The following is a 25,177-nucleotide window of genomic DNA, read 5'->3' as shown; positions in this document are numbered from 1 at the left end:
CGAAATGATTAACAAGGCGTTGTTACAAAAACGATTTAATCAAGCTGCTGTATCCTATGATCAATATGCAAATATTCAAAAACAGATGGCAGATCGGCTGCTTACTCATATGAAAGAACATTACGATGAAGCGGCACAAATTCATATTTTAGAGCTTGGCTGCGGCACAGGTTATGTAACAGAGCAACTGGCAGCATCTTTTCCCAAGGCAGCGATTACAGCTGTTGATTTTGCAGAAAGCATGATTACGAAAGCAAAAACAAGGTGTGATGTAGAGTCTGTTACATTTCAATGTGAGGACATTGAACGAATTACACTTCATGAACAATATGATGTAATTATCTCCAATGCAACATTTCAATGGTTAAATGATTTATCAGCTACATTAGTGAATCTATATAAAAATTTACGTGAAGATGGTGTGCTATTGTTTTCGACATTTGGAAATGAAACGTTTCATGAGCTTCATACATCATTTCAGCGTGCGAAAACAGCGTATGCAGTAGAAGATACAACAACTGTTGGACAAACTTTTTTTACAAGATTACAACTACAAGAATTATGTAAAAGAATAACAGGGGATATACATGTGGCTGAAACATGTTACATAGAAACATTTGCTACAGTTCGTGAATTTTTACAATCTATTCGTAAAGTTGGAGCAACGAATAGTAATGAAGGGTCTTATTGTCAAAGTCCTTCTATCTTTCGCAGTATGCTTCGCATATATGAACAAGATTTTACAGAAGGTGAACGAATTGCAGCAACATATCATGCTTTATTTTCTTATATGAAAAAAGAGGGGAAGAGAAGAAATGAAACATGTACAAACGAAAACAGATTGGAAGCAAATCGCATTTGAAGTATTAGAGGGAAGAGAGGTAACGAAAGAAGAGGCACTAAGTATTTTGCAAGCAAATGACGAAGAAATTTTAGAAATTATGAATGCGGCGTATGTGATTCGTCATCATTATTTCGGAAAAAAAGTAAAACTAAATATGATTATTAATACGAAGTCAGGCTTATGTCCAGAAGATTGTGGGTATTGTTCCCAATCAATCGTATCAGAAGCTCCGATTGATAAATATGCTTGGTTAACACAAGAGAAGATTGTAGAAGGTGCGCATGAAGCAATCAGGCGTAAGGCAGGTACATATTGTATCGTTGCTTCTGGTCGTCGCCCAACTAATAAAGAAGTAGAGCATGTTATTGGAGCTGTAAAAGAAATCCGCGAAACGACTGATTTGAAGATTTGTTGCTGTTTAGGATTTTTGAATGAAGATCAAGCGCAGCGCCTTGCAGAAGCTGGTGTACATCGTTACAATCATAATTTAAATACACATGTAGATAATTACGAAAGCATTTGTTCAACTCATACGTATGACGATCGTGTTGATACAGTTGAAAAAGCGAAGCATGCGGGTATATCACCGTGTTCTGGTGCTATTTTCGGAATGGGTGAAACGAAGGAACAACGCGTAGAGATTGCATTTGAATTAAATCGTTTAGATGCAGATTCTATACCATGTAACTTCCTTGTTGCTGTAAAAGGAACACCGTTAGAAGGACAAAAAGAATTAACACCAATGCAGTGCTTAAAAGTATTAGCAATGATGCGTTTTGTGAATCCGTCAAAAGAAATTCGTATTTCTGGCGGACGTGAAATCAATTTACGATTTGTTCAACCTCTTGGCTTATTTGCGGCAAACTCAATCTTCGTTGGCGATTATTTAACAACTGCTGGCCAAGAGCCAACAGCAGATTGGGGAATGATTGAAGATTTAGGGTTTGAAATTGAGGAATGTGCATTATAAAGTGAAACTTCCATCCGTGGGGGGCTTTATCCCCACGGATGGCTAGTTGAACCAATCGGGCTTTTATGGGCAGTTATCCCCCATCTATCTTCTTCGCTTCTCTCTCAATCTTGAGGTGGGGGTCTTACTGCCCGTTAATGCGGGATAAACCTAGTGATAACTTGAGAAGAAAGCTCTTCATGAAGGAGCTTTCTTTTTTTGTAAATAAAATGTAATAAAGCGTATATAAGTGTTGCGATTACTGGATTTGTAAAGAGATTACATAATATGTATTTGAATTTCCCATTCTGTAATTGTGCATAGTAAGAGAGAATTTAATCGTGATTTGGAGGATTCGCATGCATAGATATATATTAGCAGTTATGAGTTTTCTTATTTTATTAAAAGCGGTTAGTGCAGATCCAGTAAAAGCGGCTGAAAATCCTGAACAGAAAGATTTGCAAAAGAGGGTCGAACAGCATTTTCGACACCAAGCTGAGTACTTTGGAATCGAAACAGAAGGTAAAAAATTAAAAGAAGTGCGTCAAGAACTTCAAATTTTGCAAGAAGGACAGAGAGAAGGAAAAACAGAAAAATAAAAAGAGACCGAAGCCTCTTTTATTTTGTATTTGAAATGCAATCAGTTCATTCCGCTCAAACGTCTGGTAAGAAGTAAGAACAGGAAGAAAATCTAACCAGCCATAAGAGCTCGATTGGGTGGGCTAACCCCTTGTGAGAAAAAGTGTCTCACAAGAGGAAGTTTCACTTCATGCCCACTGGCGGGATAAGTTTGCCATCTCAATCGCTGCAACTGCAGATTCCCAGCCTTTATTTCCAGCCTTTGTACCAGCACGTTCAATCGCCTGTTCAATCGTTTCTGTTGTTAACACGCCAAAGATAACAGGAATTTCTGTTTGTAATGAAAGTGAAGCTACGCCTTTTGCTACTTCATTACAAACATAATCATAATGCGTTGTTGCGCCGCGTATCACTGTTCCAAGCGTAATAACAGCATCGTATTTTCCGCTGTTTGCCATTTTCTTGGCGATTAACGGAATTTCAAATGCACCAGGAACCCAAGCGACATCAATGTTATTTTCCTCTACCCCGTGACGCTTTAAACCATCTAATGCACCGCCTAATAGTTTACTTGTAATAAATTCGTTAAAACGCCCAACGACAATACCTACTTTTAATCCTGTACCAACTAAATGACCTTCAAATACCATCATGTATCTCTCCCTTAATTTATTTTAATTTTTCCAATATAGAAGTGACTGCTGTGAAAAGAAAAATAAGACCTGCTCTCGCTTTAAACCTTTGTTTTAAACTTTGTATGTGGCAGGAATAGGTCCTGGCCGCTTCTATGCATGACCAGATGCTCTCGCCCGCCCAAAAAGAAAGGTTTTGTAATGTCCGTTTTTCAAATTGTATATAAATACACTTTGATTTTTTAACAAACAAATTGCTCATATGCAGAATATAATATGCCGGCTACTTGTCTGCGCCTCTTGTTTTAAACCTGGCATGTGGCAGGAAAAGGCCCCAACCGCTCCTATGCGCGGCCAGACGCTCTCGCCCTCCCCTAAAAAAAGGGGGGTATGTCGTTTTTAAAATTTGTATTTATATAGTTATATATTATAAATTTAATAAATGACCTAATTTGGTTGATTTCGTTTGTAAATATGCTTTATTTTCTTCTTTTGCTGGCATTTGGAGCGGCACGCGTTCCACAACTTCTAAATCATAACCTTGTAAGCCTGCGATTTTTCGTGGGTTATTTGTTAAAAGGCGAAGCTGTTGTAACCCTAAATCCTTTAAAATTTGTGCGCCAATACCGTAATCACGAAGATCAGCTGCAAAGCCAAGTTTTTCATTTGCCTCTACAGTATCGTAACCTTCTTCCTGCAGTTTATATGCTCGTAATTTATTAAGCAGTCCAATGCCTCGTCCTTCTTGACGCATATATAGAAGAACTCCTTTTCCTTCTCGTTCAATTTGAGCGAGCGCTGCATGAAGCTGCGGGCCACAGTCGCAGCGGCAAGATCCAAATACATCGCCAGTTAAGCACTCGGAATGGACGCGCACAAGCACTGGTTGACCTGTAGAAACATCGCCTTTTATAAGAGCAATATGTTCTTGATTATCCAGAGAATTAGAATAGCCAATGGCCCTAAATGTACCAAAGTCGGTTGGTAATGTAATTTCGACTTCGCGTTGCACTAACGTTTCATGATGACGGCGGTACGCAATTAAGTCTTCAATTGTAATCATTTTTAGATTAAATTGCTTGGCAATTTCTAATAAATCAGGCACTCGTGCCATCGTGCCATCTTCATTTATAATTTCACAAATAACACCTGCTGGCTCTGCGCCGCATAATTTTGCTAAATCTACAGCAGCTTCTGTATGCCCAGCGCGGCGAAGAACACCCCCTGCTTTTGCGATTAAGGGGAAAATATGTCCAGGGCGTTTAAAATCACTTGCTTTCGCTGTAGGGTTTAATAGTTCGCGTACAGTTGTTGCACGTTCATGAGCGCTAATACCAGTTGTCGTTGAAATGTGATCAACACTAACTGTAAAAGCCGTACCATGTGAATCTGTATTTTGTGAAACCATTGGCTCTAACTCTAAACGATGGGCATATTCTTCTGTAACGGGAACACATACAAGACCGCGCCCATGTGTAATCATAAAATTGATTGTTTCTGGCGTAATATACTCGGCTAAAGAAATAAAATCCCCTTCATTTTCTCTATTTTCATCATCGCATACGATAACCGCTTTCCCTTGCTTTAAATCTTCTAGTGCTTCTTCAATTCGATGAAACATTTTATCTCCTCCTTTATAGGAACCCATTGTCTTGTAAAAAGCTTTCTGTAATTGAGCTCTTTTTTGATGTTGGTTGTGTAATAAAACGTTCAATATATTTTCCAATCATATCGCACTCAATGTTCACGATATCGCCAGCAATTTTTGTTCCGATTACTGACTGACTTAATGTGTGTGGAATGAGAGAGATTATGATGGAAGATTCGTCTATTCCGAAAATTGTAAGGCTTGTACCATCAATGGCAACAGACCCTTTTTGTAAACAATATCGAAGCAATTCATTTGGTAATTGTATTTTGTAATATACAGCGTTATGGCTTCGTTTTTTATCGATAATTGTTCCAGTGCCGTCAATGTGTCCTGTAACAAAATGCCCACCGAAGCGGCCGTTTGCACTCATAGCACGCTCTAAATTTACTTTTGAACCGCGGCTAAGTGACTGTAACGACGTTGCCCGCATCGTCTCGGGCATGACATCAACGGTAAAAGAATAGGGTGTAAAAGAAGTGACAGTTAAACATATCCCGTTTACAGCAATGCTGTCACCTAAGTTTACATCTACTAAAATGATCTGTGCTGAAATTGTCAGTTTCATAGCTTCGCCGGTTTGCTGCATATTAGCGATTGTTCCAAGTTCCTCAACAATTCCTGTAAACATAAGGTACCTCTTTTCTCGGAGTGGCAACTACTTTTATATCATCACCAATTTGTTCCATCGATTGAATGTGCAGCGTGAGTGCATCTTCCAGTTGTGTAAAACCATTTCCGCCAAAGCATGTTGGGGCTTCTTTACCACCAATTAGCTTTGGACTAATGTAAGTAATCAGTTCCTGAAAACAATTTGCTTCTAAGAAACTTGCATGAACTGTTTGTCCGCCTTCGACAAAGAGAGAAAGAATATTTTTTTCTCCGAGAAGATTGAGCAGTTCGTTTATTTCAATATGATTCGTCTTCATTTGCAATACAGATACCATACCTGATTGGAATTTTGCGATTTTCTCTTTTGAAACGTCATTTCCAACGATAAGCCATGTTGGAGCCTCGCCATCTGTAATTACGTGAGATGAAAGCGGGGTTCGTAAATGTGTATCAAGCACGATGCGAATCGGATTTTTTCCGCCATTTACAATCCGCGTTGTTAAATGCGGATTATCGGTAATAATTGTATTTACACCGACGAGAATGGCATCGTGTGTATGGCGATAACGGTGTACATCAGCACGTGATTCTTCACCTGTAATCCATTTACTTTCTCCTGTACGAGTAGCAATTTTTCCATCTAAACTCATGGCTGTTTTTAGCGTTACAAATGGGCGCTTTGCTTGCATGTAGTGAAAAAAGTAACAATTTAATTCTTTTGATTCTTTTTCTAATACACCAATTGTTACGTCAATTCCAGCTTCCTGTAATCGCTTGACACCTTGACCTGAAACGAGCGGGTTGCTATCGAGTACCGCAACAACAACTCGTTTTACATTCTTTGCTATGAGTAAGTCACAGCAAGGAGGTGTTTTTCCGTGATGACTGCACGGCTCTAGCGTTACATATACTGTTGCGCCGTGAGCATTTTCACCGGCCATGCGAAGAGCGTGAACTTCAGCGTGTTCAGTTCCTGCTCGCAAATGGGCCCCTACTCCAATGATATTCCCATCTTTTACAACAACAGCACCGACCATTGGATTAGGACTTGTTTGCCCAGCTGTATTTTTTGCTAATTGCAAAGCAAGTGCCATATATTCTTGATCTGTCATAAACTCACCTCTCCTAAAAAAATCAAAAAACCCCAAGGATTATAATCCTTGGGGTGAGAGAGACGATGTTTCTAGAAATATAAGAAGGATACGAGAGTATGCGAAAGAAACCTAGCATTGATCGATATGTTTGCACAGAAAAGAAGCCTAGCAAACATCTATTTTTTACATGCTAGTGTTATCGTATGATTTCAGCAAAAAAAAGAATGGTATACGAAAGACAACATATGTATGTTTAAAAATAAACAGTACATATGTGTATGCTGAAATAAACATAGTATCCTATTATACGTACTAGAAAACATATCCTTCTCCCATCCAGACTATACTGTCGGCCCTAGAGTTTCACTAGATCCACCGTTTTCAATTTGAAAACGGGTCACGGACTTAGAAGTGTGCACTTCATCACCGCCGGTTGGGAATTTCACCCGACCCCGAAGGATGCTGTTTGCTCACATTATAGCACAAAAAAGACAAAAGGCTATAAAAAAATATTTGAATGTGAAGAATTGTATGAAAATAAAGGGGAGCTTAAATCATGCATTAGCGAAGAGAATAAATTTGTTATACTAGTGTAGAAAAATTGTAACTACTCAGTCACTCTATGAAAAACCGATAGAAAAGCATTTTTTTTAGTGGTCGAGAGGGACTGGCTATGTATAGTAGCGGTCAGGGCCTTTTCCTGCCACGCGCAAAGTTTTAAAATAAAGAAAGGCAGCGAGGTGTAGGTCCATTTTTACTCCGCTATTCGTGGGAGTGTTACTGCCCGTAAAAGCCTGATTGGTGAGGGCTGATAATCAGTGGGGGATGAAGAAAACCCCCACTGATTAAAGTTTCACTTTATCTTTATGGCAGCAATTATAGGTAAGCGTATTTTCGCTGGAATTATACTCCTTACCAAACTTCTAAATGAAATGTATGGCTGAGTAGTTACGAAAAATTTTATATAGCGTCTAAAATGAGGTGAAAGTATGAAATATATTGCTGTAGGAGTAGGCGGTGTTATTGGAGCTTTAGCTCGCTATGGAGTAGGATTGCTTTTTGAAACAACATCTTTTACTGGTTTTCCATTCGCAACATGGTTAGCTAATATGAGTGGCAGTTTTTTATTAGCATTTTTAACGATGTCTATCTTTCGGATGAAACAAGTTTCGCCGCTTATGATAAGTGCTATTGGTACAGGGATAATTGGTTCATATACAACGTTTTCAACGTTTAGTGTGGACACGCTGAAGCTATTGCAGCATGAAGCGTTCAGGGTGGCTTTTTTATATGTGAGTGCGAGTATGATAGGGGGATTGCTTTTCTCTTTTGGCGGATTTTATGTTGGGAATATGCTATATGAACGCGGTGTGAGGAAAGAAGGAAACGTATGAATATTTTACTTGTCAGTATCGGTGGCTTTTTCGGTGCAATTGGCCGTTTTTTTATTAGTACGATAGCGAAAGAAAAATATGGGGATTCTTTTCCGTATGGAACATTTTTTATAAATATAATTGGTTCGTTTTTACTCGGTATATTATACGGTGCTGGAGTAGCTAAAATGTGGCTATTGTTATGCGGCACAGGATTTATGGGAGCATTTACGACGTTTTCGACATACCAACTTGAAATGGTACAATTTATACATAAACGAGAAGGGCAGAAAGCATTACTATATTTTGTTATGAGTTATGTAATAGGTATTGCCAGTGCTTTTGCTGGATTTTATATGGGAAGGATGTAAAAACACGCGCACATTTTCTTGTGCGCGTGTTTTTTTATTCCTTCGGTGCACGTACAACAGATTCAAATTTTCCTTTATGTGAACCATCGCAATACGGCATATTTTTGGATAACCCGCAACGGCATAGTGAAAATGCCGGCTTTGCTGGAAATATATTTCCTTCTGCATCGATTAGTTCCACATCCCCTGTAATGCGGAACGAACCATTATCATTTACTTTAATTTGTACTTTCCCCATTGTTACACCTCCTTACCAAACGCATATGTTTATCATATACTTACTAGAATGACTTGACAATGTTTAGAAACAATGCTTTTTGTGAGAAAATAGAAATGATATAATAAGTCATATACTAAAAATATATTAAGGTGAACATAAATATGAACAAACAATTACGTACATTACAAAACATTGCAACAGAGCGAACGTGGGTATCGTTTTTAAATGATAATCATCCGTACAGCTTACTTCATTGGTCAATTGCTGGTGTGCAACAAGAAGTGAAGGATGTATGGTTATTACAAGATGAAGTGACATTTCAAACAACAGAGTTTCCATCACTTGATGAAGCAGTAAAGTGGATTTCTGAAAATATGGATCAAGTTACAGATGTATTGGCGTAATACAAGCTCGCCATTGTGAATGTAATAAAATTTGTGCTGTTGGTTGAGATAAGAAAAAGGCTAATTCATTTGGAGATGAATTAGCCTTTTTGTATGTAATCATGTGGGGGATTTCATAGCCAGCAAAGACGACCTGAGTAAACAGAAAGGATCGTTTGAAATTATATTGTCATAGTAATATAGTGTGTTTTTATTATTTTGAGAGTAACTATATAAATACATTTTAGTTTTTCGACATATCAGTCTCTGCTCTGCAAAACATGACCTGCAATTGCTTTCTTCTTTTATTTTAACCTGTGTACGTGGCAGGAAAAGGAACTGATCGCTTCTATGCATGGCCAGATCCCCTTACCCATCTAAAAGGGAAAGGTTTTTTAATTTGTATTTATATAGTTACGTTAAATTGATAGCGATAAGGTATATCTGGTAATTAATTTAAATTTTTAACAAAGTGGTCCCTAAATTTTGAGTCATTCAAAATTTTTAATAGAAATTCATAGTAATGTTCATGCAGGTTCACATAATCAGTTTCAGTTAAGTTATTAAACATGAACACTATTTCTGTCATATTTCCATCTTTATCTTTTGCATAAAAGGAGTTTGTCAATAGAAATGCTGTTGAACCACCTTTTTGCCCTGCATGTATTAACCATTCCTTGCTATTAGGGTCCTCCATAAATGATTCGACAATCTTGTCTAACTCTTTTTGCACGTTCTGTGGAAAATAGTCTTTACGATTCAGTCGTTCCATCAATAGCAGATAGTCTTTTGCAGATGCGGCTGGTAAATTATCCGACCAAATTCTTTGAAATTTCATATCGCCAAGTAATGGAATATTAAGCTGTTTAAATTCAGTAGGATTTTTCATCCATTGGTGAATCTTAATAGATTCCCTAGAAAATTCTTGTTGTGACATAGCTTTCAGTTTTTTAAAGGTTTCGCCTTCGGTTAAGTTCTCTTCTTTTTTTAAATTGCCAGCAACGTATAAACCAGATACAAGGGGATATATTTCTTGATGGTGAGGCAATTGTAAATTTTTTATCGTTTGATTAATGTTTTCAAGACCTAATTTGTCTATTAAATAATCGGCATTTGCATTAGAACTAAACTGCAACATCCCTTTTGCAACTTGTTCTAACGTTACTTGATTATTTTGAATAAGGTTTTTTTCTTTTAAATAATGAATCCAATCTGGATGAGCAGAGCCATCTGTATCTTTCACATAATAAGCTTCTAAATCATTTAAAGGAATTTGTTGATCAGCTTTAATTGTTCCTTCTGCAGATTGTTTAGCAAATTCTACAGCAATCATTAGTTTCATCATGCTTGCTAAAGGGATTACCTCATCAGAATGTATATTAACTAGATCTTTTCCGTTTCTTTGTAGAATAAAAGATACATTTTTATCTGTCTTATGTGTCTTTAAATACTCCATAACAGGGTCATAATTTTCTTTTTGTTTATGTACAATAAAGAAAATGAAAATGATTAGTAATATAATTCCTAGTCTTTTAATGAGTTTCAACTCAACTTCTCCTTCTGTCTGTCTAATTATTTTGTAAACTTTTGTAATATAATTATATCATAAAATTACCTTTTATTACACGAGTTACCAATTTTGTTTTTCTGGAATGAAATTTTACATATCCAAACACCTCGAATGACGAGTAAAGCTGAAGTAATTATTGGTACAAATAAAGTGAAACTTCCATCAGTGGAGGTTTTTTTCATCCCCCACTGATGGTTAGTTGAACCAATCGGGCTTTTACGGGCAGTAAGACCCCCACCTATCTTCTTCGCTTCTCTCTCAATCTTGAGGTGGGGGTCTTACTGCCCGTTAATGCGGGATAAAATTTGTACCAGTACCATGGATTTAATTCCTAATGCATAAAAACATCCAATGTGTGCAACATACAATCGATAGAAACAGCAAAGAAGGTGGAAGTTGTTGTGGAAACGAATGGTCATAATAAGTGTTATTATTTCTTTTTGCATAGCTGGATGCAATAGGGAAGAGCAGGCTAATAAATCAAGTGTAAAAGGTATTTTATCCGATCATCAAATAGATTTTGTTATAAAAAATGTAAATCGTGTACCGCATTATGATGTATGGACTGCAAAAAATAATTACACGCTTCTTGTTGTAAACTTTTCTTTAAAGAACAGTAGAAACAAAAGTATTATTGTTAAGCCTTCTCAGTTTAATGTTATTTCGGAAACGGGAAAAATATATGGAGTTGTTCAAACGAAAAGGAATACAAGTGTATTGCATGATAGAAAGCTAAAATCATACGATTCATTGCAATCGAGCATTATATTTGAAATACCTAAAGAAGAGATGGCATCTGAATTATTATTTGCTCCTTCTTTTGCTAAAGATAAACCGATTGTTATTTCCTTAAAATAAAAACAGGCTTATGCGAGCCTGTTTTTTGTTTCGTTTACATATGCTGTTAAAAATTGATCAACTGCAGCTTCATATTCTTCTTTATTTTCTGCATACGAACAAGCATGAGCGCCTTTTTCGGCAATAAAGAGTTCTTTTGCTCCTTCTTTTGCTTCATACAATGATTGCGTCATATTGCATAAAATGTAATCATCATCTTTACTGTGGATGAATAATACAGGATTTTTAATGTTTTTCACACATTCAATTGGCGAAACTTCCCGAATCGTATAACCATCACGTACTTTTAAAAATGCATTGGCCATTGGTAAAAGTGGCCATTTTGGTAAATGAAACTCAACTTTTAAACGGTGATGAAGCTGTTCGTAAAAATCAGAGAACGGACAGTCAGCAATGTAAAAATCAGCACCGTCCTCAACCATACCTGCATATTGCAGGAGCGTTGCTGCTCCCATAGATTCACCATGAATACCAAGTGTAATATTTGAACCGAATCGTTGTTTGAGCCAATCCACTACCGTTTTTAAATCGTGTTTTTCGTAATAACCATAACTTGTTGTTTTGCCGCCTGTTTGGCCGTGGCGGCGATGATCATAAATAAACACGTTGAATCCTCTGTTTAAAAATAAATTTGCATACTTAATAGAATTTATTTTGTTGACGGTGACGCCGTGACAAAAAATCATGAACTTATTTGAATGGCTAACAGGAATATAGTAACCATGGATGTTATAACCAAATTGAGAAGAGAGGTATACTTCTTCTTTCTGTAGAGCTTCAAAATCCTCCAAGCGAAAATGTTGCTTTGTTTCACGTTCTAAAATTTCTTCTTCTGTTTTTTTCTTTAAATACATGACTTTATTCGTAAAGAACATGCCAATTCCAATAAGAGTACCGATTATCGATAGTAATGCTGTCCAAAACGCTTTCATATTCTATCCTCCATATAGTACATATGATAATTACATTGTATCATAACCATATGAAAAGGTGAGAGCAGCAAGGATGGTAGGAATTCACAATATAAAGGGGAAATATTGACTATGATAGAGATATAATCTTACTTAAAGTTAAGTTTGAAAAATTTTTTTGTAAGATTAATAAGGGATTTGACTAAGAAAAATATCTATGTTTTATAAATAGGAAGTTTTTTTATAACAAGAAATTATTGGGAAAAAATACACATAATAATTACGTAAAGGTATGGATTTGATAATTTCACAGACTAGTATAAATCATATATAATTATTCAAATGAGTAAAATAGGAAAAGGAGAGATGAAATGATATTTTTCTTTCAATTAGCAGTAATTTTGCTAAGTACAAAACTTGCAGGTGACTTAAGTGTCAGATTAGGGCAACCATCTGTACTTGGTAAGCTTATTGTTGGTATTATAATTGGTCCAGCGGTACTAGGATTAATTGATAATACGGATTTACTAAAGCAGTTAAGTGAGGTTGGGGTTATTCTCCTCATGTTTATGGCTGGATTAGAAACGGACTTAAAGGAACTGAATGAAAATCGCAATTCTTCTTTCGCAGTAGCAGTTGGTGGAATTATTTTGCCGTTTCTAGGCGGCTATGTTGCTGGTCTTATTATGGGAATGGAGCAAGCAAATGCAGTATTTTTAGGCTTACTTCTTTGTGCAACTAGCGTTAGCATCTCTGTGCAAACGCTTCGAGATTTAGGGAAAATGAAAACGCGCGAAAGTACAACAATGCTTGGCGCCGCTGTGTTTGATGATATCCTTGTTGTTATTTTACTTGCATTTGCAATGAGCTTCTTAGGTGCAGATGATGTGAATTTAACAATGGTTATTTTGAAAAAGGTTGTTTTCTTTGCAGCTATAATCTTAATCGGATGGAAAGGCGTTCCGATGATTATGCGCTGGCTTTCTCCGCTTCGCGTTTCAGAATCTATTATTAGCGCAGCCCTTATTATTTGTTTTTCTTTTGCTTATTTCGGAGAATTATTAGGAATAGCGGGAATTATCGGAGCGTTTGCGGCAGGGATTGCTATCTCTCAAACAGATTATAAACATGAAGTTGAGAAGAAAGTTGAACCAATTGCATATGCAATGTTTGTTCCTATTTTCTTTGTAAGTATTGGGATGAATATTACGTTTGCAGGAATTGGAGATCAAATTTGGTTTATTGCCATTTTAACAGTAATTGCTGTGTTAACAAAATTAATTGGTTGTGGTCTTGGAGCGCGGATGACGGGCTTTAATTTACAGTCTTCTACAATCATTGGTTCTGGAATGATTTCGCGTGGTGAAGTAGCACTAATTATTGCTGGGCAAGGTCTTACGTCAGGATTATTAGCAAAAGATTATTTTACAGCAATCGTTATTGTTGTTATTTTGACAACGATGATTACACCACCAATGTTGAAGAAAACATTTGCGATAAAAGACAAACAATTGAAAGAGGAAAGAAGTGCTCTGTAAGCACTTCTTTTTTATGTAACAATTTTCAGAAATATAAAACAATAACCTTGACGTGGTGGTCAATTTGTTTTACGTTAAAATTGTAAACCATTTCCATACTGAGGGGTGAAGATGTGGCAACGATACGTGATGTTGCAAAGTTGGCAGGAGTTTCAGTCGCGACAGTTTCACGAGTGTTAAATGAAAAAGGATATGTCCATGAAGATACGGTAAAACAAGTGAAGAGTGCAATTGAGGAGTTGCAATATAAACCAAATGCGGTAGCCAAAGCTTTATTTAAAAAGTCTTCCACCATGATTGCTTTACTTGTATCTGACTTACAAGACCCAGCATCCTTATCCTTTCTTACGGTTATTGAAGAAGAAGCTTATAAAGAAGGGTATCAAATCGTGATATGTAATGTGAAACGTAAGCGTGGTTACATGGATATATTGGAACAAAATAATATCGCTGGTATTCTTATGACACGTGATGTATATGAAGGATTACAAAAAGAAAGAGTATCAGTTCCATTTGTAATTGTAGATTCAATCGAGGAAATGGCTTCGCAGTACTATAATGGAGCAATGCGAGCTGTTTCGTTTCTAGAAGAGAAAGGATGTCACTTTCTTGCTTATATTCATGAAGAACCAAGTAATGAAGCGATAGAAGAACATTTCACTGGTTTTTTAGACGCGGTGTGGAAGAAAAAGATATCTTATCGAGTGATAGAAACGCATAGAAGAGAGACAGATTTAGAACAAATAGCTGCAGAGGTATTGAGAAAACATCCATATATAGATGGAATCGTTACTTGTAGTGATACCGTCGGAATTGGTTTTATCCGTGCTGCGCAAAAATTACATATCTCCATTCCAGAACGTTTACAGGTTATTGGTTTGAACGGAACTGTGCAAGGAGAGTGGTCTACGCCGTCTTTAACGACAATTGTGCAGCCGATAACAAGTATAGGGAAAGTTGCTATTCATAAATTAATCGCAAAAATAAAAAAAGCGGAATATAACCAAGATATAGAGAAGTTAGATTTCATTCTAATTGAGAGAGAATCAACCAAATGAAAAGGGCGTGAGAACACGCACCTTTTCTATTTCGCTACTTGTAGGCAGTAAGAGTTCGATTGATAGAAGTTTCACTTTGAACAAGAAACATGCTTCATGCAGTGCACAATCCTTTTTATAAAATATAGAAAAAGTCGAAGTATTCAAGGGTGCAGTAAGAAGTGTTCTTGTTTAATTTCGAGTAACGTTTCCGCAAAACGTTCATGTTCTTCAAAGTGTGGAGAATGGGCTGAGTTAGGAAACCAAATCATTTTTTTGATAGGCGCGTTCAGAACATCGCAATATTGTTGTACAAGTGCATAAGGTGTTTGATAGTCATAGCGTCCAGAGCAAAAATAGACAGGAAACGAGACGCTTGGAATTTGTGAAAAGAAATCAATTGTTAACATTTCTCTCCATAATTCTCCGGATTTTATATTTCCACTAAAAAATTTTATCCAATCTATCCATGAGTATTCAGATGAAGAAAATCCTTTTCGAATGAACGAAAAAAATGTCCCATTTTGAATAGCACCCCCAAAGATACCAAGCCATTTCCTTTGAATAAGTAATCGTTTTTTATCTAGAAATGGTGGTTTTCCAAGTTTTTTTAAAGAAGCGAGTGCCTGGTCATGTCCGTGCTGTTTTGCGGATTGAATTAAATGTTCAAAAAGTAATTTCTCGTTTTGTTTCATATGCACAATTTGACCAACTCCAATATAGGCTTCGATGGATTGGGGAGATTGCCGTGCAGCAGATAATCCAATGATACTCCCCCAGGAATGCCCAACAAGAAATAACTTCTTTTTTTGAAACTTGTTTAGAAGATAGTCAATTAGTTTATGTGTATCCAAAATAAATTGCTCAATTGTTAGCGGTTCTTTGAAATCTCTCCATGAAAAGGATTTTCCTGCTCCGCGTTGATCCCAGTTGACAACAATAAAATGTTTCTCAAGTTCTTCTTGGAAATGGCGTGTAAAGCCAATATGAGCCATTCCTGGTCCACCGTGTAAACATAATAAAAGCGGTTGTTTGAGATCTTGCCCACGAATGAGCAACGATTGTTTGCGATTGTTTATAAGAACATTTTCAATTGTAGCAATGCTATTTGAAATCAATTGCTTATTTTTATCGTAAAAAGAGGGAGTGCTGCTGCGACTGAACATGAGAGAGACCTCCTTTTGAGCGCAATATAGTGAACGGTGTCGTTTTTTTCATCATATACTAAATATACTAATAAGAAATCATTGTATCATAACATAATAACTTTATCCCGCACGAATGAGCAGTAAGATGCTTAAAGATAGAAGTTTCACGTTATGTTTAAGGGAGAGGAGGGAGGAGGTGGAGATTGGTGAAATTATTGATCGTTTAAATAATCATGAACCGATAGCAATTGTTGCGAAACGACTAGAAATGAGTCCATATACACTATCAAAAAAATTACGATTGCTCGGATATGAATATGATAATGAACAGAAAAAAAGGATGTTTGTTGGGAAGGGAGCAGAGCCTCGTCATTTACAATTAAAAGAAGCTGTGAGCATACAACAGGAAAAAATAGATTATCAACGTCTCATTTATGAGCAATTGCAAAATATTTATAAGTTGTTGCAAAAACAGGAGTATGGAATGTGTATTACTTCTATCCAACAAGGAGAGAAAAAAAAACGTACGTTTTCTCTTTCAAAGCAAATATTAGAACAGTTAGATTGTTTTTCTGTTAGAAATGGTGTGCACAAGTCAAAAATTGTTGAAATTGCGCTGGAAGAATATTTAAAAAGATATCGTGAAAAATAATAAAAGCGGGATTTCCCGCTTTTATTCCACTATATAAATCCATTTTCATTTTTCGACATATGAGTTGCTGCTATACAGAATGCATGTTCCCTTTGTTTTAAACCTCGCATGTGGCAAGAAAAGGTCCTGACCGCTTCTATGCACGGCCAGATGCTCTCGTCCTCCCTAAAAAGAAAGGGGTTTTTATGTCGCTTTTTAAAAATTTATATATTATAGGTAATAAGGTTTGAAAAAGACTCTAAATCTGTATTTTATAATGACTAATTTATTTTTTGAATACGACCATCAATTTTTGCTTCAATTGGTGATTTTGCTTGTTTCACATAATTTACTAGTACATCTAAATCATTCGGGCCTGCCTCTGCATTTTTTCCATTTCTAAATGAAACAAAACCGTCCCCGCCAGAAGCTAAAAAGGCATTTGCCACGACAGTATATGTTTGTGAATCAACGAGGGATTCACCGTTTGATAGGCGTACATCAACGACTTTTTCACCAACTGCTTTATTATCATCCCATTTATATGTGATGCCAGAAATTTGGAGCATACGTGTTTTATCTTTTTGCCACTGCTGATTTAAAATGTCACGAATATCTTTTCCAGTCAATGTTGACTTTATTAATTGATTGCCAAAAGGTTGAATGCCATATAATTCTCCCCACGTAATATCTCCTGCGTCTAAATCGTTGCGAATGCCGCCAGGATTCATAAGGGCAATTTGTCCATTCATCGCACTGCGCTGTGCATCAGCAATTAAGTTACCGAGCGTTGATTCTCCAGCAGGTGATTGTTTTCTGTCTAAAGCAGTTGCAGATTTGCCGACAACTTCATTTACAAGAGGAGCAACTTTTTCTTTATACTGTTCGACTTTTTTCTGAATTTGTGAATCTGGTTGTATGCCGTCGCGGAATGTTGGAACAATTTCAGCCTTTTTCTCTACAATATCTTTTGTTTTCTTGTCAATTTTTAAATCAACATCTGCGAAAGCAGCACCGTATGAATAGGCTTGTACAAGAAGTTTCCCATTTACAGTGCCATTTACATATGCGTGGTTATGCCCGCCAAAAATGACATCGACTTCTGAATCGGTATTTTGAGCTAAGCGAATGAGATCCCCATCTGTAATTCCTTTATCATCTGTTGTACCAGGATTGTGTGCTAGTACAACAATTGATTTTACGCCTAATCGTTTTAATTGCTCGGCAGATTTGTTAATTGCTTCTACTTCATCTGTGAACTGTACATTTTCAATCATTTTTGGCATAACGACGTTTGGCGTTTCTGTTGTGACAACACCAATAAAACCGACTGGAACACCTTGTACCATTTTAACTGTAAATGGTGGTAAGAATAAGCGTCCTGTTGTCTTATTATAGACGTTAGCTGCAACGTAAGGGAACTGAGCGCCTTTAAAGTTTCCTGTTTTCTCGTGATACCCACCGTAAATAAGGCGACGCATTTCATTTATACCTTCATCAAATTCATGGTTTCCAAGTGTACCAACATCAAAGCCAAGATCATTGAGGATCTCAATTGTTGGCTCATCTTGTAATAAAGCAGAAATTGGTGGACTTCCTCCAACTACATCTCCGGCATGAACAAGTAATGTATTTGGGTTTTGCTTTTCGCGATCACGCAAATATGTAGCTAAGTAATCGACACCACCCGCATCCTTATTGTTTATTTTTGTTACTGTGTTTAATTGACCGTGGAAGTCATTAATGCCCAGCATTTGAACATCAATGTAACGATTTTCTTGTGCTGGTGTAGAAGTTGGTGGTGCTGCAAAGACGCTTGAGAATGTAACTGTGCTTAAAACAGCAACTGCAGGTATAATTTTTTTCCACATGTTTTTGTTTCTCCCCTTTTATATAAATCTGACATCATACGACACAATTTTAATAGATTACGAGAAAACAATCTATAAAAAAATTGCTATTTTAAAAGAATTCACAAAAAAAACTTTTATTTTTATATAGAAAATAAATAATTAATTGAAAGCGGTTAACTCTATAAACCTATTTGGAGTGTTCAATATATATAAATCCAAATTAAAAACCTGACATAAACCCTTTTTCTTTTTAGATGGTCGAGAGCATCTGGCCATGCGTAGGAGCGGCCAGGGCCTTTTTCTTCCACGCGCGAAGTTCAAACAAAGAGAGAAAGAAAGTGGCAGGTTATTTTTTGTTCAGCATAGCGGCGACTTGTGTGTTGGAAAGTCAATTTGGATTTATATATATAAATCCAAATTGAAAATCTGACATAAACCCCTTTTCGTTTTAGATGGTCTCGCCCCTCCTAAAACGAAAAGAGGTTTTTATGTCGTTTTTCACCTCGCTTGTATATAGAGAAAGCTAGGATTTGTGTAGCAAAATAGCGAAACTGTCCTTTTGGTTGCTGCTAATTCACAATTTCTACTATAATAAAGAAAAAAGTAAAAGGTGATTTAATTATGGCAAAGAAAAAACAAAAGCGTACGCAGAACCAAACAGCAATGAAGATGGAAAAGGAAACAATAACAATTGGGGATCAATTGAACGAGGCTCTAATGAAGCAGCTAAAAAGTAAACAGAAAGTATTAAAAGAGCAAGAAGAGCAGAAAAAAGAAATTGAGTTAGAGAGAAAGCGTAAAGAGCAGCGTGAACGTGAAAAAAATAAATCATTTGAAGAATTATTAAGTGAAAGTAGTTTGTCATGGAAAGACTTTAAGTAAGAAACGAGTATAAGGGGGGATGGGCATGAGAAAAGTGGAAGTAGTACCCTATGAAAATCATTGGGCAGAAAAGTTTCAGAAAGAAGCGAAACGTTTAAAGGAAGCAATGCCAGAACATGTGAAAGTTCATCATATTGGCAGTACATCTGTGCCAGGATTAGCGGCAAAACCGATTATTGATATGATTATGGAAGTTACGAATATTGACAAAGTGGAGAGTTGGAATGATATCTTCCAAAAACTCGGTTATACATCAAAAGGTGAAAATGGTATTTCGGGACGGCGTTTCTACATACACGGTACAGAAGAAAAGCGAAGCTATCATTTACATGTATATGAAACAGGTAACCAAGAAATTATACGTCATCTCTCTTTTCGTGATTATATGATGGAGCATTGTGAAGAGGCAGAAGCATATGCAACGTTAAAGCAAGAGCTTGCGAAACAATTTACATATGATATCGAGCGATATATTGAAGGAAAAGATGCATTTGTTCGTGAGAGGGAGCAAAGAGCTATAGAGTGGATGAAGAACAAATAACGTGCCATATAGATGTGGCACGTTATTTTTATCATTGTTTTACGGAAGTAATAAAATTTTCCCTGTGCTTTTTCTACTTTCTAAATGATGGTGTGCTTTTGCACCTTCACTTAATGGAAATGTAGTTGGTTTAGATAACTTAATCTTTCCTTGTTGAATCCACGTGAATAGCTCGTTAGAACGAATAGCGCGTTCTTTCTGAGAAGTGAGTACATTCCATAAATCCCCACCAGTTAGCGTCTTAGATGTATCCATAAGCATGCGCGGGTCTACAGGCGCTGGATCGCCTCCTGCCATTCCGTAAAAAACAACGGTTCCTCCAATGCGTGTTGCTTCAAAGCTATCCGTCAACGTAGAACCAACAGATTCATATACGACATCTACACCTTTTCCGTTAGTCGTATGCATGATTTTCTGTTTCCAATCATCCTCATACAAAAAGGTCCAGTCTGCACCAACTGCTTCAGCAGTTTTTGCTTTTTGAATAGAAGAAGTAAGTGCAATCACTTTGCCACCTAATAACTTTATAATTTGTACAAGAAGTTGCCCAACACCACCGGCAGCAGCGTGTACGAGTACAATATCTCCTTCTTTTACCGCATAGCTATCGCGAGTTAAATAGTGAGCTGTTAAACCTTGTAGTAAAATAGAAGCAGCAGTTTCATGTGAAATATGATGAGGAAGTGGAATTGCTTTCTCTACTGGAACTGCTACAAGTTCTGCATTTGCATAAGGAACATCTGCAAATGCGATAGAGTCTCCTTGCTTTATTGTCGTAACATTATTTCCGACCATTTCTACAATTCCAGCACCTTCGTACCCTAAAATATATGGTGGTTTACCAGCAAGGTGATAATTACCTTTTCTTCTATAAACATCGGCAAAATTTAAGCCAATTGCTTTCATTTTTACAAGAATTTCATTAGGTCCGATAACAGGATTAGGGATTTCTTTATATTGTAATACTTCTGGTTCTCCAAATGTGTTAAATATAAGAGCTTTCATCTTTTTTCCTCTACTTTGTGTATTTTGTTTTACGCTTACACTGTAAGATAAAAGGATGAGGAAAGCAAGGGGTTACGTTTTGGAAAAAATGGGAAAGGGGCGAATCGCTTCTAGGTATGGCCAGGTGCTCTGGGGGTGGTTTGAAACAAAGTTGAATTGTATTATCGTAGGATGAAAGCTTTCATTTAATTTTGAGTGAGGTGGAGATTAATGATTTTAGATTTAAAAGGTGAATCCAAAATGGAGCCCATTGTAGGTATGCTTTATTCTGCTGTAGATGGTAATTATAAGCGATTAATATCTATTGTTGCAGATATGTCACAGGAGGAATTAGATTATAAGGGGCCAAATCAGAAATATAACAGTACAGCACAATTAATAAGGCATTTGGCATATGTAGACCTTAACTGGGTTTTTAGAATTAAGGGTGAGCCAGTACCGGAACTTCTTGAAGATAAGTACGGACCTATGTTAGATAAAAACAATGAAATCCCATTGATTTATGGAGTTTCTTTAGAAAGGATTCTTTCTGATTATGATGAGATATTTAACATGTTTAAGTCTATTTGCTTTCAGTTAACTGACAAACAATTGAATAAAATAGTTGATTATGAGAATGGAGCAACTGCAACTATCCGATGGGGCATTTGGCATATAGCAGATCATAATAGATATCACCAGGCTCACATTAATCAACTTCGCAAATGGTATAAAGAAGAGAAGGAAATAACGATAAAAAAAGAAGTCTACTAAAATAAGTGATGCGACATGTTATTCTGCTAACGTTCAAAACATGCTCTTAAAGTTTATCAATTTATCAACGGTTGTTAGTACATATTTGATCAAAGTAACATCTATATAAATTCATTTTAATTTTTCAACATCTTTGTCTAGCTCTGCCTCCTAGTCCTGTCGGCTCCACCTTTCTTTATGATCCAGCTCCAGCGGCTAGAACAGTCGGTGGCTTCGCGTCTTCCGCCGAGGCAAAAAGCGCCTCTATGTCAGAAGCTCCATCCCCCTCTTGTTCTGAGCGAGCCGCTTCCGCTTTTCTGTATAAGCCACTGCCATGCAGAACAAAAAGGAACTTGCACTTGTTTTTTCTCTTTTTTTTAACCTCGCATGTGGCAGAAAAAGGTCATGACCGCTTCTATGCATGGCCAGATGCTCTCGCCTCCCTAAAAAGAAAGAGGGTTTTTATGCCGTTTTTCAATTTATATATCTCCTTCTAATTTTTAACATAACAAAATTTTGTGAACAAATCGCTTTTCTTTTGACTTTTTATTTCTTTCTTGTTGAAATGAAGGAAAGGAGGATTTTTTTATGTATATCCCAACAACAACACTTCATAACGGCGTGAAAATGCCAATGCTCGGTTTAGGCGTATATAAAGCGAAAGAAGGAGAGGAAGTAAAACGAGCAGTGCAGACTGCTCTTGAGATCGGATATCGTTCTATTGATACAGCTGCCATTTATGAAAATGAAAGCGGTGTCGGAGAAGCGATTCGTGAATTTGGAATTGCTCGCGAAGAGTTGTTTATTACAACGAAAGTATGGAACGATGAACAAGGATATGAAACGACGCTGAAAGCTTTCGATACAAGTTTAAAGAAATTACAGATGGATTATGTTGATTTATATTTAATTCATTGGCCGATACGTGGGAAGTATGTAGATACATATCGTGCGCTTGAAAAATTGTATGAAGAAGGTAAAGTGCGTGCGATTGGTGTGTCAAACTTTCATATTCATCATTTAAAACATTTATTAGCAAACTGTCACATTAAGCCGATGGTGAATCAAGTCGAGCTCCATCCAATGTTAGCACAATTTGAGCTTCGTAATTTTTGTCAGCAAGAACAAATTCAAATGGAAGCATGGAGTCCGCTTATGCGAGGCGGAGAGGTGTTTGAACATCCTATTATTCAAGAAATTGCTAAGAAATATGGAAAAACACCTGCTCAAATTATTTTGCGCTGGGATATTCAAAGCGGCATTGTAACAATTCCGAAATCTGTTACACCATCTCGCATTGCAGAAAATTTTCATATTTTTGATTTTTCATTAACAGAAGAAGAAGTGCACCAAATTGATCAATTAGATTGTAATAAGCGTTCAGGAACCAATCCAGAGAAATATGATACGATGTAAAAAGCTACCGATTTTCGGTAGCTTTTTCAACGATGAGATTCATATGTATCCAATTTCAAGAGTGCTTGAATGTGTTTATATTGCTCGTCTGTCAATGCATGTGTAGTACCTGCTTTTACATTTTCGCGTAATTGGTCAATTGAGCTAGCGCCTGGAATAAGAGCTGCAATTGCTGAAGTATGCAGGCAATATTGGAGCGCGGTTTCTGTTAGAGAGCGCTCATCAGTTATTTCTTTTATACGAGATACAGCGTGTTTTACTTCATTAAAGTTGTAAGAGAGATAGCCTTTTTCTTTCACTTTAGCTAACTTTTGCTCATTGTTATTCGTTAATAAGCCTTTTGCAAGTGGGCCGCGGGCAATTACACTAATACGGTGTTCCTGTAAGAGCGGAAGCCATTCTTCAGGGCGGCGATTGAACATGTTATATTCCATTAAAACACTTACAATATTAGAGCGCTCTGCATATTGGCGAATGACATTAGGACGGATGGAAGAAATACCGTAATGACGAATGAATCCTTCTTGTTTTAGTTCTTCAAATGTTTCAATGACTTCGTCTACATTATCTTCAATTGTTCCGCCGTGCAGCTGATATAAATCGATATAATCCGTTTTTAATCGGCGTAGGCTTTCTTTTACTTCTTCTTTTATATATGTCTTAGAAGGATCCCAGGACCAACCATTTTTTTCTTCTGTCCAACGGTTCCCAACTTTTGTGGCAAGGACAACTTGCTCTCGTTTTCCTTGCAGTGCTTTTCCAACAAACTCTTCATTTAATCCGTAATTGTATAAATCAGCTGTATCCAAAAAATTAATGCCTAAATCTAACGCTTCATGAATGATTTGAATGGCCTCTGTTTCATTTGTTCCAAGTGACATGCATCCAAGTCCAATTTCACTTACATATAAATCTGAATTTCCCAATTGACGTGTTTTCATAATTCTCCTCCTTACTTTTATTGTACGAAAGCGTAAGGAGTTACACAAACACTTTACTTTTGTGTATTTGTAATCCAGTTATGAACAGTTTTATAACGTTGTTCATATTGTTTTAGCGTATGACGAATTTCCCAAGCTTTTCCGACTAACGTTACTCGATTTGGTAAAATATACACTTTCATTTTCGTTTCGCTCCTTTCGATGTGATAGAATGTATGAAGAAAGACTAGGAAATAGAACAGGGAGATGAAGTCTTGTGAGTAATCTTGAAGAAAGAACGGTTGCGACTGAGCCTATTTTTGATGGAAGAGTAATTAAAGTTCGTGTTGATGAAGTAGTATTGCCAAATGGTGAGACAAGTAAACGTGAAATTGTGAAGCATCCTGGTGCGGTAGCAATTATTGCAATTACAGATGATGAGAAAATTGTGTTAGTTGAACAGTACCGTAAAGCGATGGAAAAAGCGCTTGTAGAAATTCCTGCTGGAAAGTTGGAGCAGGGGGAAAAACCTGAAGTAACAGCAATTCGTGAATTAGAAGAGGAAACAGGGTACATATGTGAGAACATGGAGCTCATTACGTCATTCTACACTTCACCGGGGTTTGCAGATGAAATTGTGTACGTATATGAAGCGACTGGATTGAAGAAGAAGGAAAACAAAGCGGATCTTGATGAGGATGAGTTCGTCGAGTTAATGGAAGTATCATTAGAAGAAGCGCTGCAACTAATAAAAGAACAACGTATCCATGATGCAAAGACAATGTTTGCAATTCAATATTTACAATTAAAAAAATAAACACTCGCTTCATGCAAGTGTTTATTTTTTTAGAATGTAAAAATGACTAGATACTCATTTTATTGTATTTTTGCATATACACACGTATCACATAAACTACCATCAGGAGCAAGGAAATCATTTTCGAGCGTACCTTCTAGAATAAATTCTAGGCGTTCTGCAACTAATCGTGCATTTGTATTATTCGCATCACAGCGAATTTCAAGACGTTTTGCTCCAAGTTTATCGAAAGCGAATTGAACAGCTCCTTTTAATGCTTCTGTCATATATCCTTGTTTTGTATAAGAGCTATGAAGCCAAAAGTTAATCGAAAACTTTGGAATATCCCAATTTTCTGGGTGAAGAGTGAGTGCACCGATGAAAGTACCCGATGTTTTATCGTATAGATGAAACGGTAATGTTTCACGAAGTAAAAACTTTCCATGTGCTTCTCTAACTGCTGACTCTGCACTTTCTTCAGTTTCATGTGTAATAGCCATCCATGGCTGTAAGTCTTCTAAAGAAGATTGAATTGCTTCGTAAACTTCCGCCCCATCACCTGGGAATGGTTTCCGCACTTGTAAGCGCTCAGTTTGAAATAATGTTGGAAAATCTAATAATAGTTGTTTCAAAC

The 25,177-nt window shown here is 36.8% G+C and carries 27 protein-coding genes, 1 pseudogene and 1 riboswitch; of the genes and pseudogenes, 15 read left to right on the top strand and 13 right to left on the bottom strand.

Going from position 1 to position 25,177, the window contains the following annotated elements:
- Positions 1-4: 4 nt before the first annotated feature.
- From bioC to BM350_RS03565, 3 genes and pseudogenes are all read left to right on the top strand, one after another.
- Entirely contained in the window at positions 5-862 is an 858-nt protein-coding gene (gene bioC, locus BM350_RS03575) for a malonyl-ACP O-methyltransferase BioC (protein WP_090914017.1), read from the top strand.
- Complete coding sequence (gene bioB / locus BM350_RS03570) at positions 816-1,814, top strand: biotin synthase BioB (RefSeq protein WP_090914019.1); 999 nt, start codon at positions 816-818, stop codon at positions 1,812-1,814. Before bioC ends, bioB begins: the two co-directional genes overlap by 47 nt.
- 338 nt (positions 1,815-2,152) lie before the next feature.
- Positions 2,153-2,362 (top strand): annotated as a pseudogene (locus BM350_RS03565) (hypothetical protein); the annotation flags it as partial.
- A gap of 198 nt (positions 2,363-2,560) precedes the next feature.
- Here the strand turns inward: BM350_RS03565 and ribH are convergent.
- The 4 genes from ribH to ribD form a co-directional block, all read right to left on the bottom strand.
- Positions 2,561-3,022 (bottom strand): 6,7-dimethyl-8-ribityllumazine synthase, encoded by a 462-nt coding sequence (gene ribH / locus BM350_RS03560; RefSeq protein ID WP_020059455.1) that lies wholly within the window; start codon positions 3,020-3,022, stop codon positions 2,561-2,563.
- Between the two features lie 409 nt (positions 3,023-3,431).
- Positions 3,432-4,625, bottom strand: coding sequence for a bifunctional 3,4-dihydroxy-2-butanone-4-phosphate synthase/GTP cyclohydrolase II (locus BM350_RS03555; protein ID WP_090914021.1), 1,194 nt, complete (start codon positions 4,623-4,625; stop codon positions 3,432-3,434).
- 13 nt (positions 4,626-4,638) lie between these two features.
- Positions 4,639-5,283: a riboflavin synthase gene (gene ribE, locus BM350_RS03550; protein WP_090914023.1), complete on the bottom strand. Its 645-nt coding sequence runs from the start codon at positions 5,281-5,283 to the stop codon at positions 4,639-4,641.
- Entirely contained in the window at positions 5,264-6,376 is a 1,113-nt protein-coding gene (ribD, locus tag BM350_RS03545; RefSeq protein ID WP_139207612.1) for a bifunctional diaminohydroxyphosphoribosylaminopyrimidine deaminase/5-amino-6-(5-phosphoribosylamino)uracil reductase RibD, read from the bottom strand. Before ribD ends, ribE begins: the two co-directional genes overlap by 20 nt.
- Before the next feature lie 302 nt (positions 6,377-6,678).
- A riboswitch (FMN riboswitch) is annotated at positions 6,679-6,822 on the bottom strand.
- A 525-nt stretch (positions 6,823-7,347) separates the two neighbouring features.
- Here ribD and BM350_RS03540 point away from each other — a divergent pair.
- Positions 7,348-7,752, top strand: coding sequence for a fluoride efflux transporter FluC (locus tag BM350_RS03540; protein ID WP_090914025.1), 405 nt, complete (start codon positions 7,348-7,350; stop codon positions 7,750-7,752).
- On the top strand, positions 7,749-8,102 hold the full coding sequence (gene crcB, locus BM350_RS03535; RefSeq protein ID WP_090914027.1) for a fluoride efflux transporter CrcB: 354 nt from the start codon (positions 7,749-7,751) through the stop codon (positions 8,100-8,102). Before BM350_RS03540 ends, crcB begins: the two co-directional genes overlap by 4 nt.
- A 34-nt stretch (positions 8,103-8,136) precedes the next feature.
- Here the strand turns inward: crcB and BM350_RS03530 are convergent, their stop codons facing one another.
- Positions 8,137-8,340, bottom strand: coding sequence for a CDGSH iron-sulfur domain-containing protein (locus BM350_RS03530; protein ID WP_090914029.1), 204 nt, complete (start codon positions 8,338-8,340; stop codon positions 8,137-8,139).
- 143 nt (positions 8,341-8,483) lie between these two features.
- Between BM350_RS03530 and BM350_RS03525 the strand changes: the two genes are divergently transcribed.
- On the top strand, positions 8,484-8,726 hold the full coding sequence (locus tag BM350_RS03525; RefSeq protein ID WP_090914031.1) for a DUF2552 family protein: 243 nt from the start codon (positions 8,484-8,486) through the stop codon (positions 8,724-8,726).
- A 430-nt stretch (positions 8,727-9,156) separates the two neighbouring features.
- Here the strand turns inward: BM350_RS03525 and BM350_RS03520 are convergent, their stop codons facing one another.
- Positions 9,157-10,251 (bottom strand): serine hydrolase, encoded by a 1,095-nt coding sequence (locus BM350_RS03520; protein WP_090914033.1) that lies wholly within the window; start codon positions 10,249-10,251, stop codon positions 9,157-9,159.
- A 423-nt stretch (positions 10,252-10,674) separates the two neighbouring features.
- On the opposite strand from BM350_RS03520, the gene BM350_RS03510 reads away from it, so the two are divergent.
- A complete protein-coding gene (locus BM350_RS03510; protein ID WP_090914035.1) occupies positions 10,675-11,133 on the top strand; it encodes a DUF4352 domain-containing protein in 459 nt (152 codons plus the stop codon).
- Positions 11,134-11,141: 8 nt separating this feature from the next.
- On the opposite strand, the gene BM350_RS03505 is transcribed toward BM350_RS03510, so the two are convergent.
- Entirely contained in the window at positions 11,142-12,065 is a 924-nt protein-coding gene (locus BM350_RS03505; RefSeq protein ID WP_090914037.1) for an alpha/beta hydrolase, read from the bottom strand.
- Between the two features lie 350 nt (positions 12,066-12,415).
- Between BM350_RS03505 and BM350_RS03500 the strand changes: the two genes are divergently transcribed.
- The gene (locus tag BM350_RS03500) at positions 12,416-13,582 is read left to right on the top strand and encodes a cation:proton antiporter (RefSeq protein WP_090914039.1); all 1,167 of its coding nucleotides are present in this window, start codon (positions 12,416-12,418) and stop codon (positions 13,580-13,582) included.
- A 113-nt stretch (positions 13,583-13,695) separates the two neighbouring features.
- Entirely contained in the window at positions 13,696-14,640 is a 945-nt protein-coding gene (locus BM350_RS03495) for a LacI family DNA-binding transcriptional regulator (RefSeq protein ID WP_090914041.1), read from the top strand.
- A gap of 143 nt (positions 14,641-14,783) precedes the next feature.
- Here the strand turns inward: BM350_RS03495 and BM350_RS03490 are convergent, their stop codons facing one another.
- Complete coding sequence (locus tag BM350_RS03490) at positions 14,784-15,785, bottom strand: alpha/beta fold hydrolase (protein WP_090914043.1); 1,002 nt, start codon at positions 15,783-15,785, stop codon at positions 14,784-14,786.
- Positions 15,786-15,963: 178 nt separating this feature from the next.
- On the opposite strand from BM350_RS03490, the gene BM350_RS03485 reads away from it, so the two are divergent.
- Positions 15,964-16,419, top strand: a complete 456-nt coding sequence (locus BM350_RS03485; protein ID WP_244547932.1) for a ribbon-helix-helix domain-containing protein — start codon at positions 15,964-15,966, stop codon at positions 16,417-16,419.
- Between the two features lie 260 nt (positions 16,420-16,679).
- Here the strand turns inward: BM350_RS03485 and BM350_RS03480 are convergent, their stop codons facing one another.
- On the bottom strand, positions 16,680-18,269 hold the full coding sequence (locus BM350_RS03480) for a bifunctional metallophosphatase/5'-nucleotidase (protein WP_090914047.1): 1,590 nt from the start codon (positions 18,267-18,269) through the stop codon (positions 16,680-16,682).
- Positions 18,270-18,872: 603 nt separating this feature from the next.
- Between BM350_RS03480 and BM350_RS03475 the strand changes: the two genes are divergently transcribed.
- Positions 18,873-19,133: a DUF3886 domain-containing protein gene (locus tag BM350_RS03475; RefSeq protein ID WP_090914049.1), complete on the top strand. Its 261-nt coding sequence runs from the start codon at positions 18,873-18,875 to the stop codon at positions 19,131-19,133.
- 25 nt (positions 19,134-19,158) lie between these two features.
- Positions 19,159-19,674: a GrpB family protein gene (locus BM350_RS03470; RefSeq protein ID WP_090914053.1), complete on the top strand. Its 516-nt coding sequence runs from the start codon at positions 19,159-19,161 to the stop codon at positions 19,672-19,674.
- A 39-nt stretch (positions 19,675-19,713) separates the two neighbouring features.
- On the opposite strand, the gene BM350_RS03465 is transcribed toward BM350_RS03470, so the two are convergent.
- The gene (locus BM350_RS03465) at positions 19,714-20,679 is read right to left on the bottom strand and encodes a quinone oxidoreductase family protein (protein ID WP_090914055.1); all 966 of its coding nucleotides are present in this window, start codon (positions 20,677-20,679) and stop codon (positions 19,714-19,716) included.
- A gap of 210 nt (positions 20,680-20,889) precedes the next feature.
- Here BM350_RS03465 and BM350_RS03460 point away from each other — a divergent pair, with 210 nt between their 5' ends.
- Both BM350_RS03460 and BM350_RS03450 read left to right on the top strand, forming a co-directional pair.
- Entirely contained in the window at positions 20,890-21,432 is a 543-nt protein-coding gene (locus tag BM350_RS03460; protein ID WP_170857642.1) for a DinB family protein, read from the top strand.
- A 567-nt stretch (positions 21,433-21,999) separates the two neighbouring features.
- Entirely contained in the window at positions 22,000-22,827 is an 828-nt protein-coding gene (locus tag BM350_RS03450; protein WP_090914059.1) for an aldo/keto reductase, read from the top strand.
- A 26-nt stretch (positions 22,828-22,853) separates the two neighbouring features.
- On the opposite strand, the gene BM350_RS03445 is transcribed toward BM350_RS03450, so the two are convergent.
- Positions 22,854-23,768, bottom strand: coding sequence for an aldo/keto reductase (locus BM350_RS03445; protein ID WP_090914061.1), 915 nt, complete (start codon positions 23,766-23,768; stop codon positions 22,854-22,856).
- A gap of 53 nt (positions 23,769-23,821) precedes the next feature.
- Positions 23,822-23,950 (bottom strand): Z-ring formation inhibitor MciZ, encoded by a 129-nt coding sequence (gene mciZ, locus BM350_RS03440; protein ID WP_090914064.1) that lies wholly within the window; start codon positions 23,948-23,950, stop codon positions 23,822-23,824.
- A gap of 74 nt (positions 23,951-24,024) precedes the next feature.
- Between mciZ and BM350_RS03435 the strand changes: the two genes are divergently transcribed.
- The gene (locus tag BM350_RS03435; RefSeq protein WP_090914066.1) at positions 24,025-24,564 is read left to right on the top strand and encodes an NUDIX hydrolase; all 540 of its coding nucleotides are present in this window, start codon (positions 24,025-24,027) and stop codon (positions 24,562-24,564) included.
- Positions 24,565-24,623: 59 nt separating this feature from the next.
- Here BM350_RS03435 and BM350_RS03430 read toward each other — a convergent pair whose 3' ends face one another.
- On the bottom strand, positions 24,624-25,175 hold the full coding sequence (locus BM350_RS03430) for a GNAT family N-acetyltransferase (protein WP_090914068.1): 552 nt from the start codon (positions 25,173-25,175) through the stop codon (positions 24,624-24,626).
- Between the last annotated feature and the right edge of the window lie 2 nt (positions 25,176-25,177).

Origin of the sequence: Bacillus sp. 103mf (assembly GCF_900116295.1) — a bacterium.
In the GTDB taxonomy this organism is placed as follows: domain Bacteria; phylum Bacillota; class Bacilli; order Bacillales; family Bacillaceae_G; genus Bacillus_A; species Bacillus_A bruguierae.
The sequence above is the reverse complement of the archived record's forward strand: the minus strand, read 5'-3'. Positions and strand labels throughout refer to the sequence as shown.

Bases quoted from the DNA above. Each gene is read 5' to 3' on its own strand.
- BM350_RS03490 (WP_090914043.1), bottom strand. From the start codon at position 15,785: ATGTTCAGTCGCAGCAGCACTCCCTCTTTTTACGATAAAAATAAGCAA.
- BM350_RS03450 (WP_090914059.1), top strand. From the start codon at position 22,000: ATGTATATCCCAACAACAACACTTCATAACGGCGTGAAAATGCCAATG.
- BM350_RS03475 (WP_090914049.1), top strand. From the start codon at position 18,873: ATGGCAAAGAAAAAACAAAAGCGTACGCAGAACCAAACAGCAATGAAG.
- BM350_RS03540 (WP_090914025.1), top strand. From the start codon at position 7,348: ATGAAATATATTGCTGTAGGAGTAGGCGGTGTTATTGGAGCTTTAGCT.
- BM350_RS03470 (WP_090914053.1), top strand. From the start codon at position 19,159: ATGAGAAAAGTGGAAGTAGTACCCTATGAAAATCATTGGGCAGAAAAG.
- BM350_RS03480 (WP_090914047.1), bottom strand. From the start codon at position 18,269: ATGTGGAAAAAAATTATACCTGCAGTTGCTGTTTTAAGCACAGTTACA.
- BM350_RS03460 (WP_170857642.1), top strand. From the start codon at position 20,890: ATGATTTTAGATTTAAAAGGTGAATCCAAAATGGAGCCCATTGTAGGT.
- bioB (WP_090914019.1), top strand. From the start codon at position 816: ATGAAACATGTACAAACGAAAACAGATTGGAAGCAAATCGCATTTGAA.
- BM350_RS03445 (WP_090914061.1), bottom strand. From the start codon at position 23,768: ATGAAAACACGTCAATTGGGAAATTCAGATTTATATGTAAGTGAAATT.
- mciZ (WP_090914064.1), bottom strand. From the start codon at position 23,950: ATGAAAGTGTATATTTTACCAAATCGAGTAACGTTAGTCGGAAAAGCT.
- BM350_RS03505 (WP_090914037.1), bottom strand. From the start codon at position 12,065: ATGAAAGCGTTTTGGACAGCATTACTATCGATAATCGGTACTCTTATT.
- ribE (WP_090914023.1), bottom strand. From the start codon at position 5,283: ATGTTTACAGGAATTGTTGAGGAACTTGGAACAATCGCTAATATGCAG.
- crcB (WP_090914027.1), top strand. From the start codon at position 7,749: ATGAATATTTTACTTGTCAGTATCGGTGGCTTTTTCGGTGCAATTGGC.
- ribH (WP_020059455.1), bottom strand. From the start codon at position 3,022: ATGGTATTTGAAGGTCATTTAGTTGGTACAGGATTAAAAGTAGGTATT.
- BM350_RS03465 (WP_090914055.1), bottom strand. From the start codon at position 20,679: ATGAAAGCTCTTATATTTAACACATTTGGAGAACCAGAAGTATTACAA.
- BM350_RS03525 (WP_090914031.1), top strand. From the start codon at position 8,484: ATGAACAAACAATTACGTACATTACAAAACATTGCAACAGAGCGAACG.
- BM350_RS03555 (WP_090914021.1), bottom strand. From the start codon at position 4,625: ATGTTTCATCGAATTGAAGAAGCACTAGAAGATTTAAAGCAAGGGAAA.
- bioC (WP_090914017.1), top strand. From the start codon at position 5: ATGATTAACAAGGCGTTGTTACAAAAACGATTTAATCAAGCTGCTGTA.
- BM350_RS03530 (WP_090914029.1), bottom strand. From the start codon at position 8,340: ATGGGGAAAGTACAAATTAAAGTAAATGATAATGGTTCGTTCCGCATT.
- ribD (WP_139207612.1), bottom strand. From the start codon at position 6,376: ATGACAGATCAAGAATATATGGCACTTGCTTTGCAATTAGCAAAAAAT.
- BM350_RS03500 (WP_090914039.1), top strand. From the start codon at position 12,416: ATGATATTTTTCTTTCAATTAGCAGTAATTTTGCTAAGTACAAAACTT.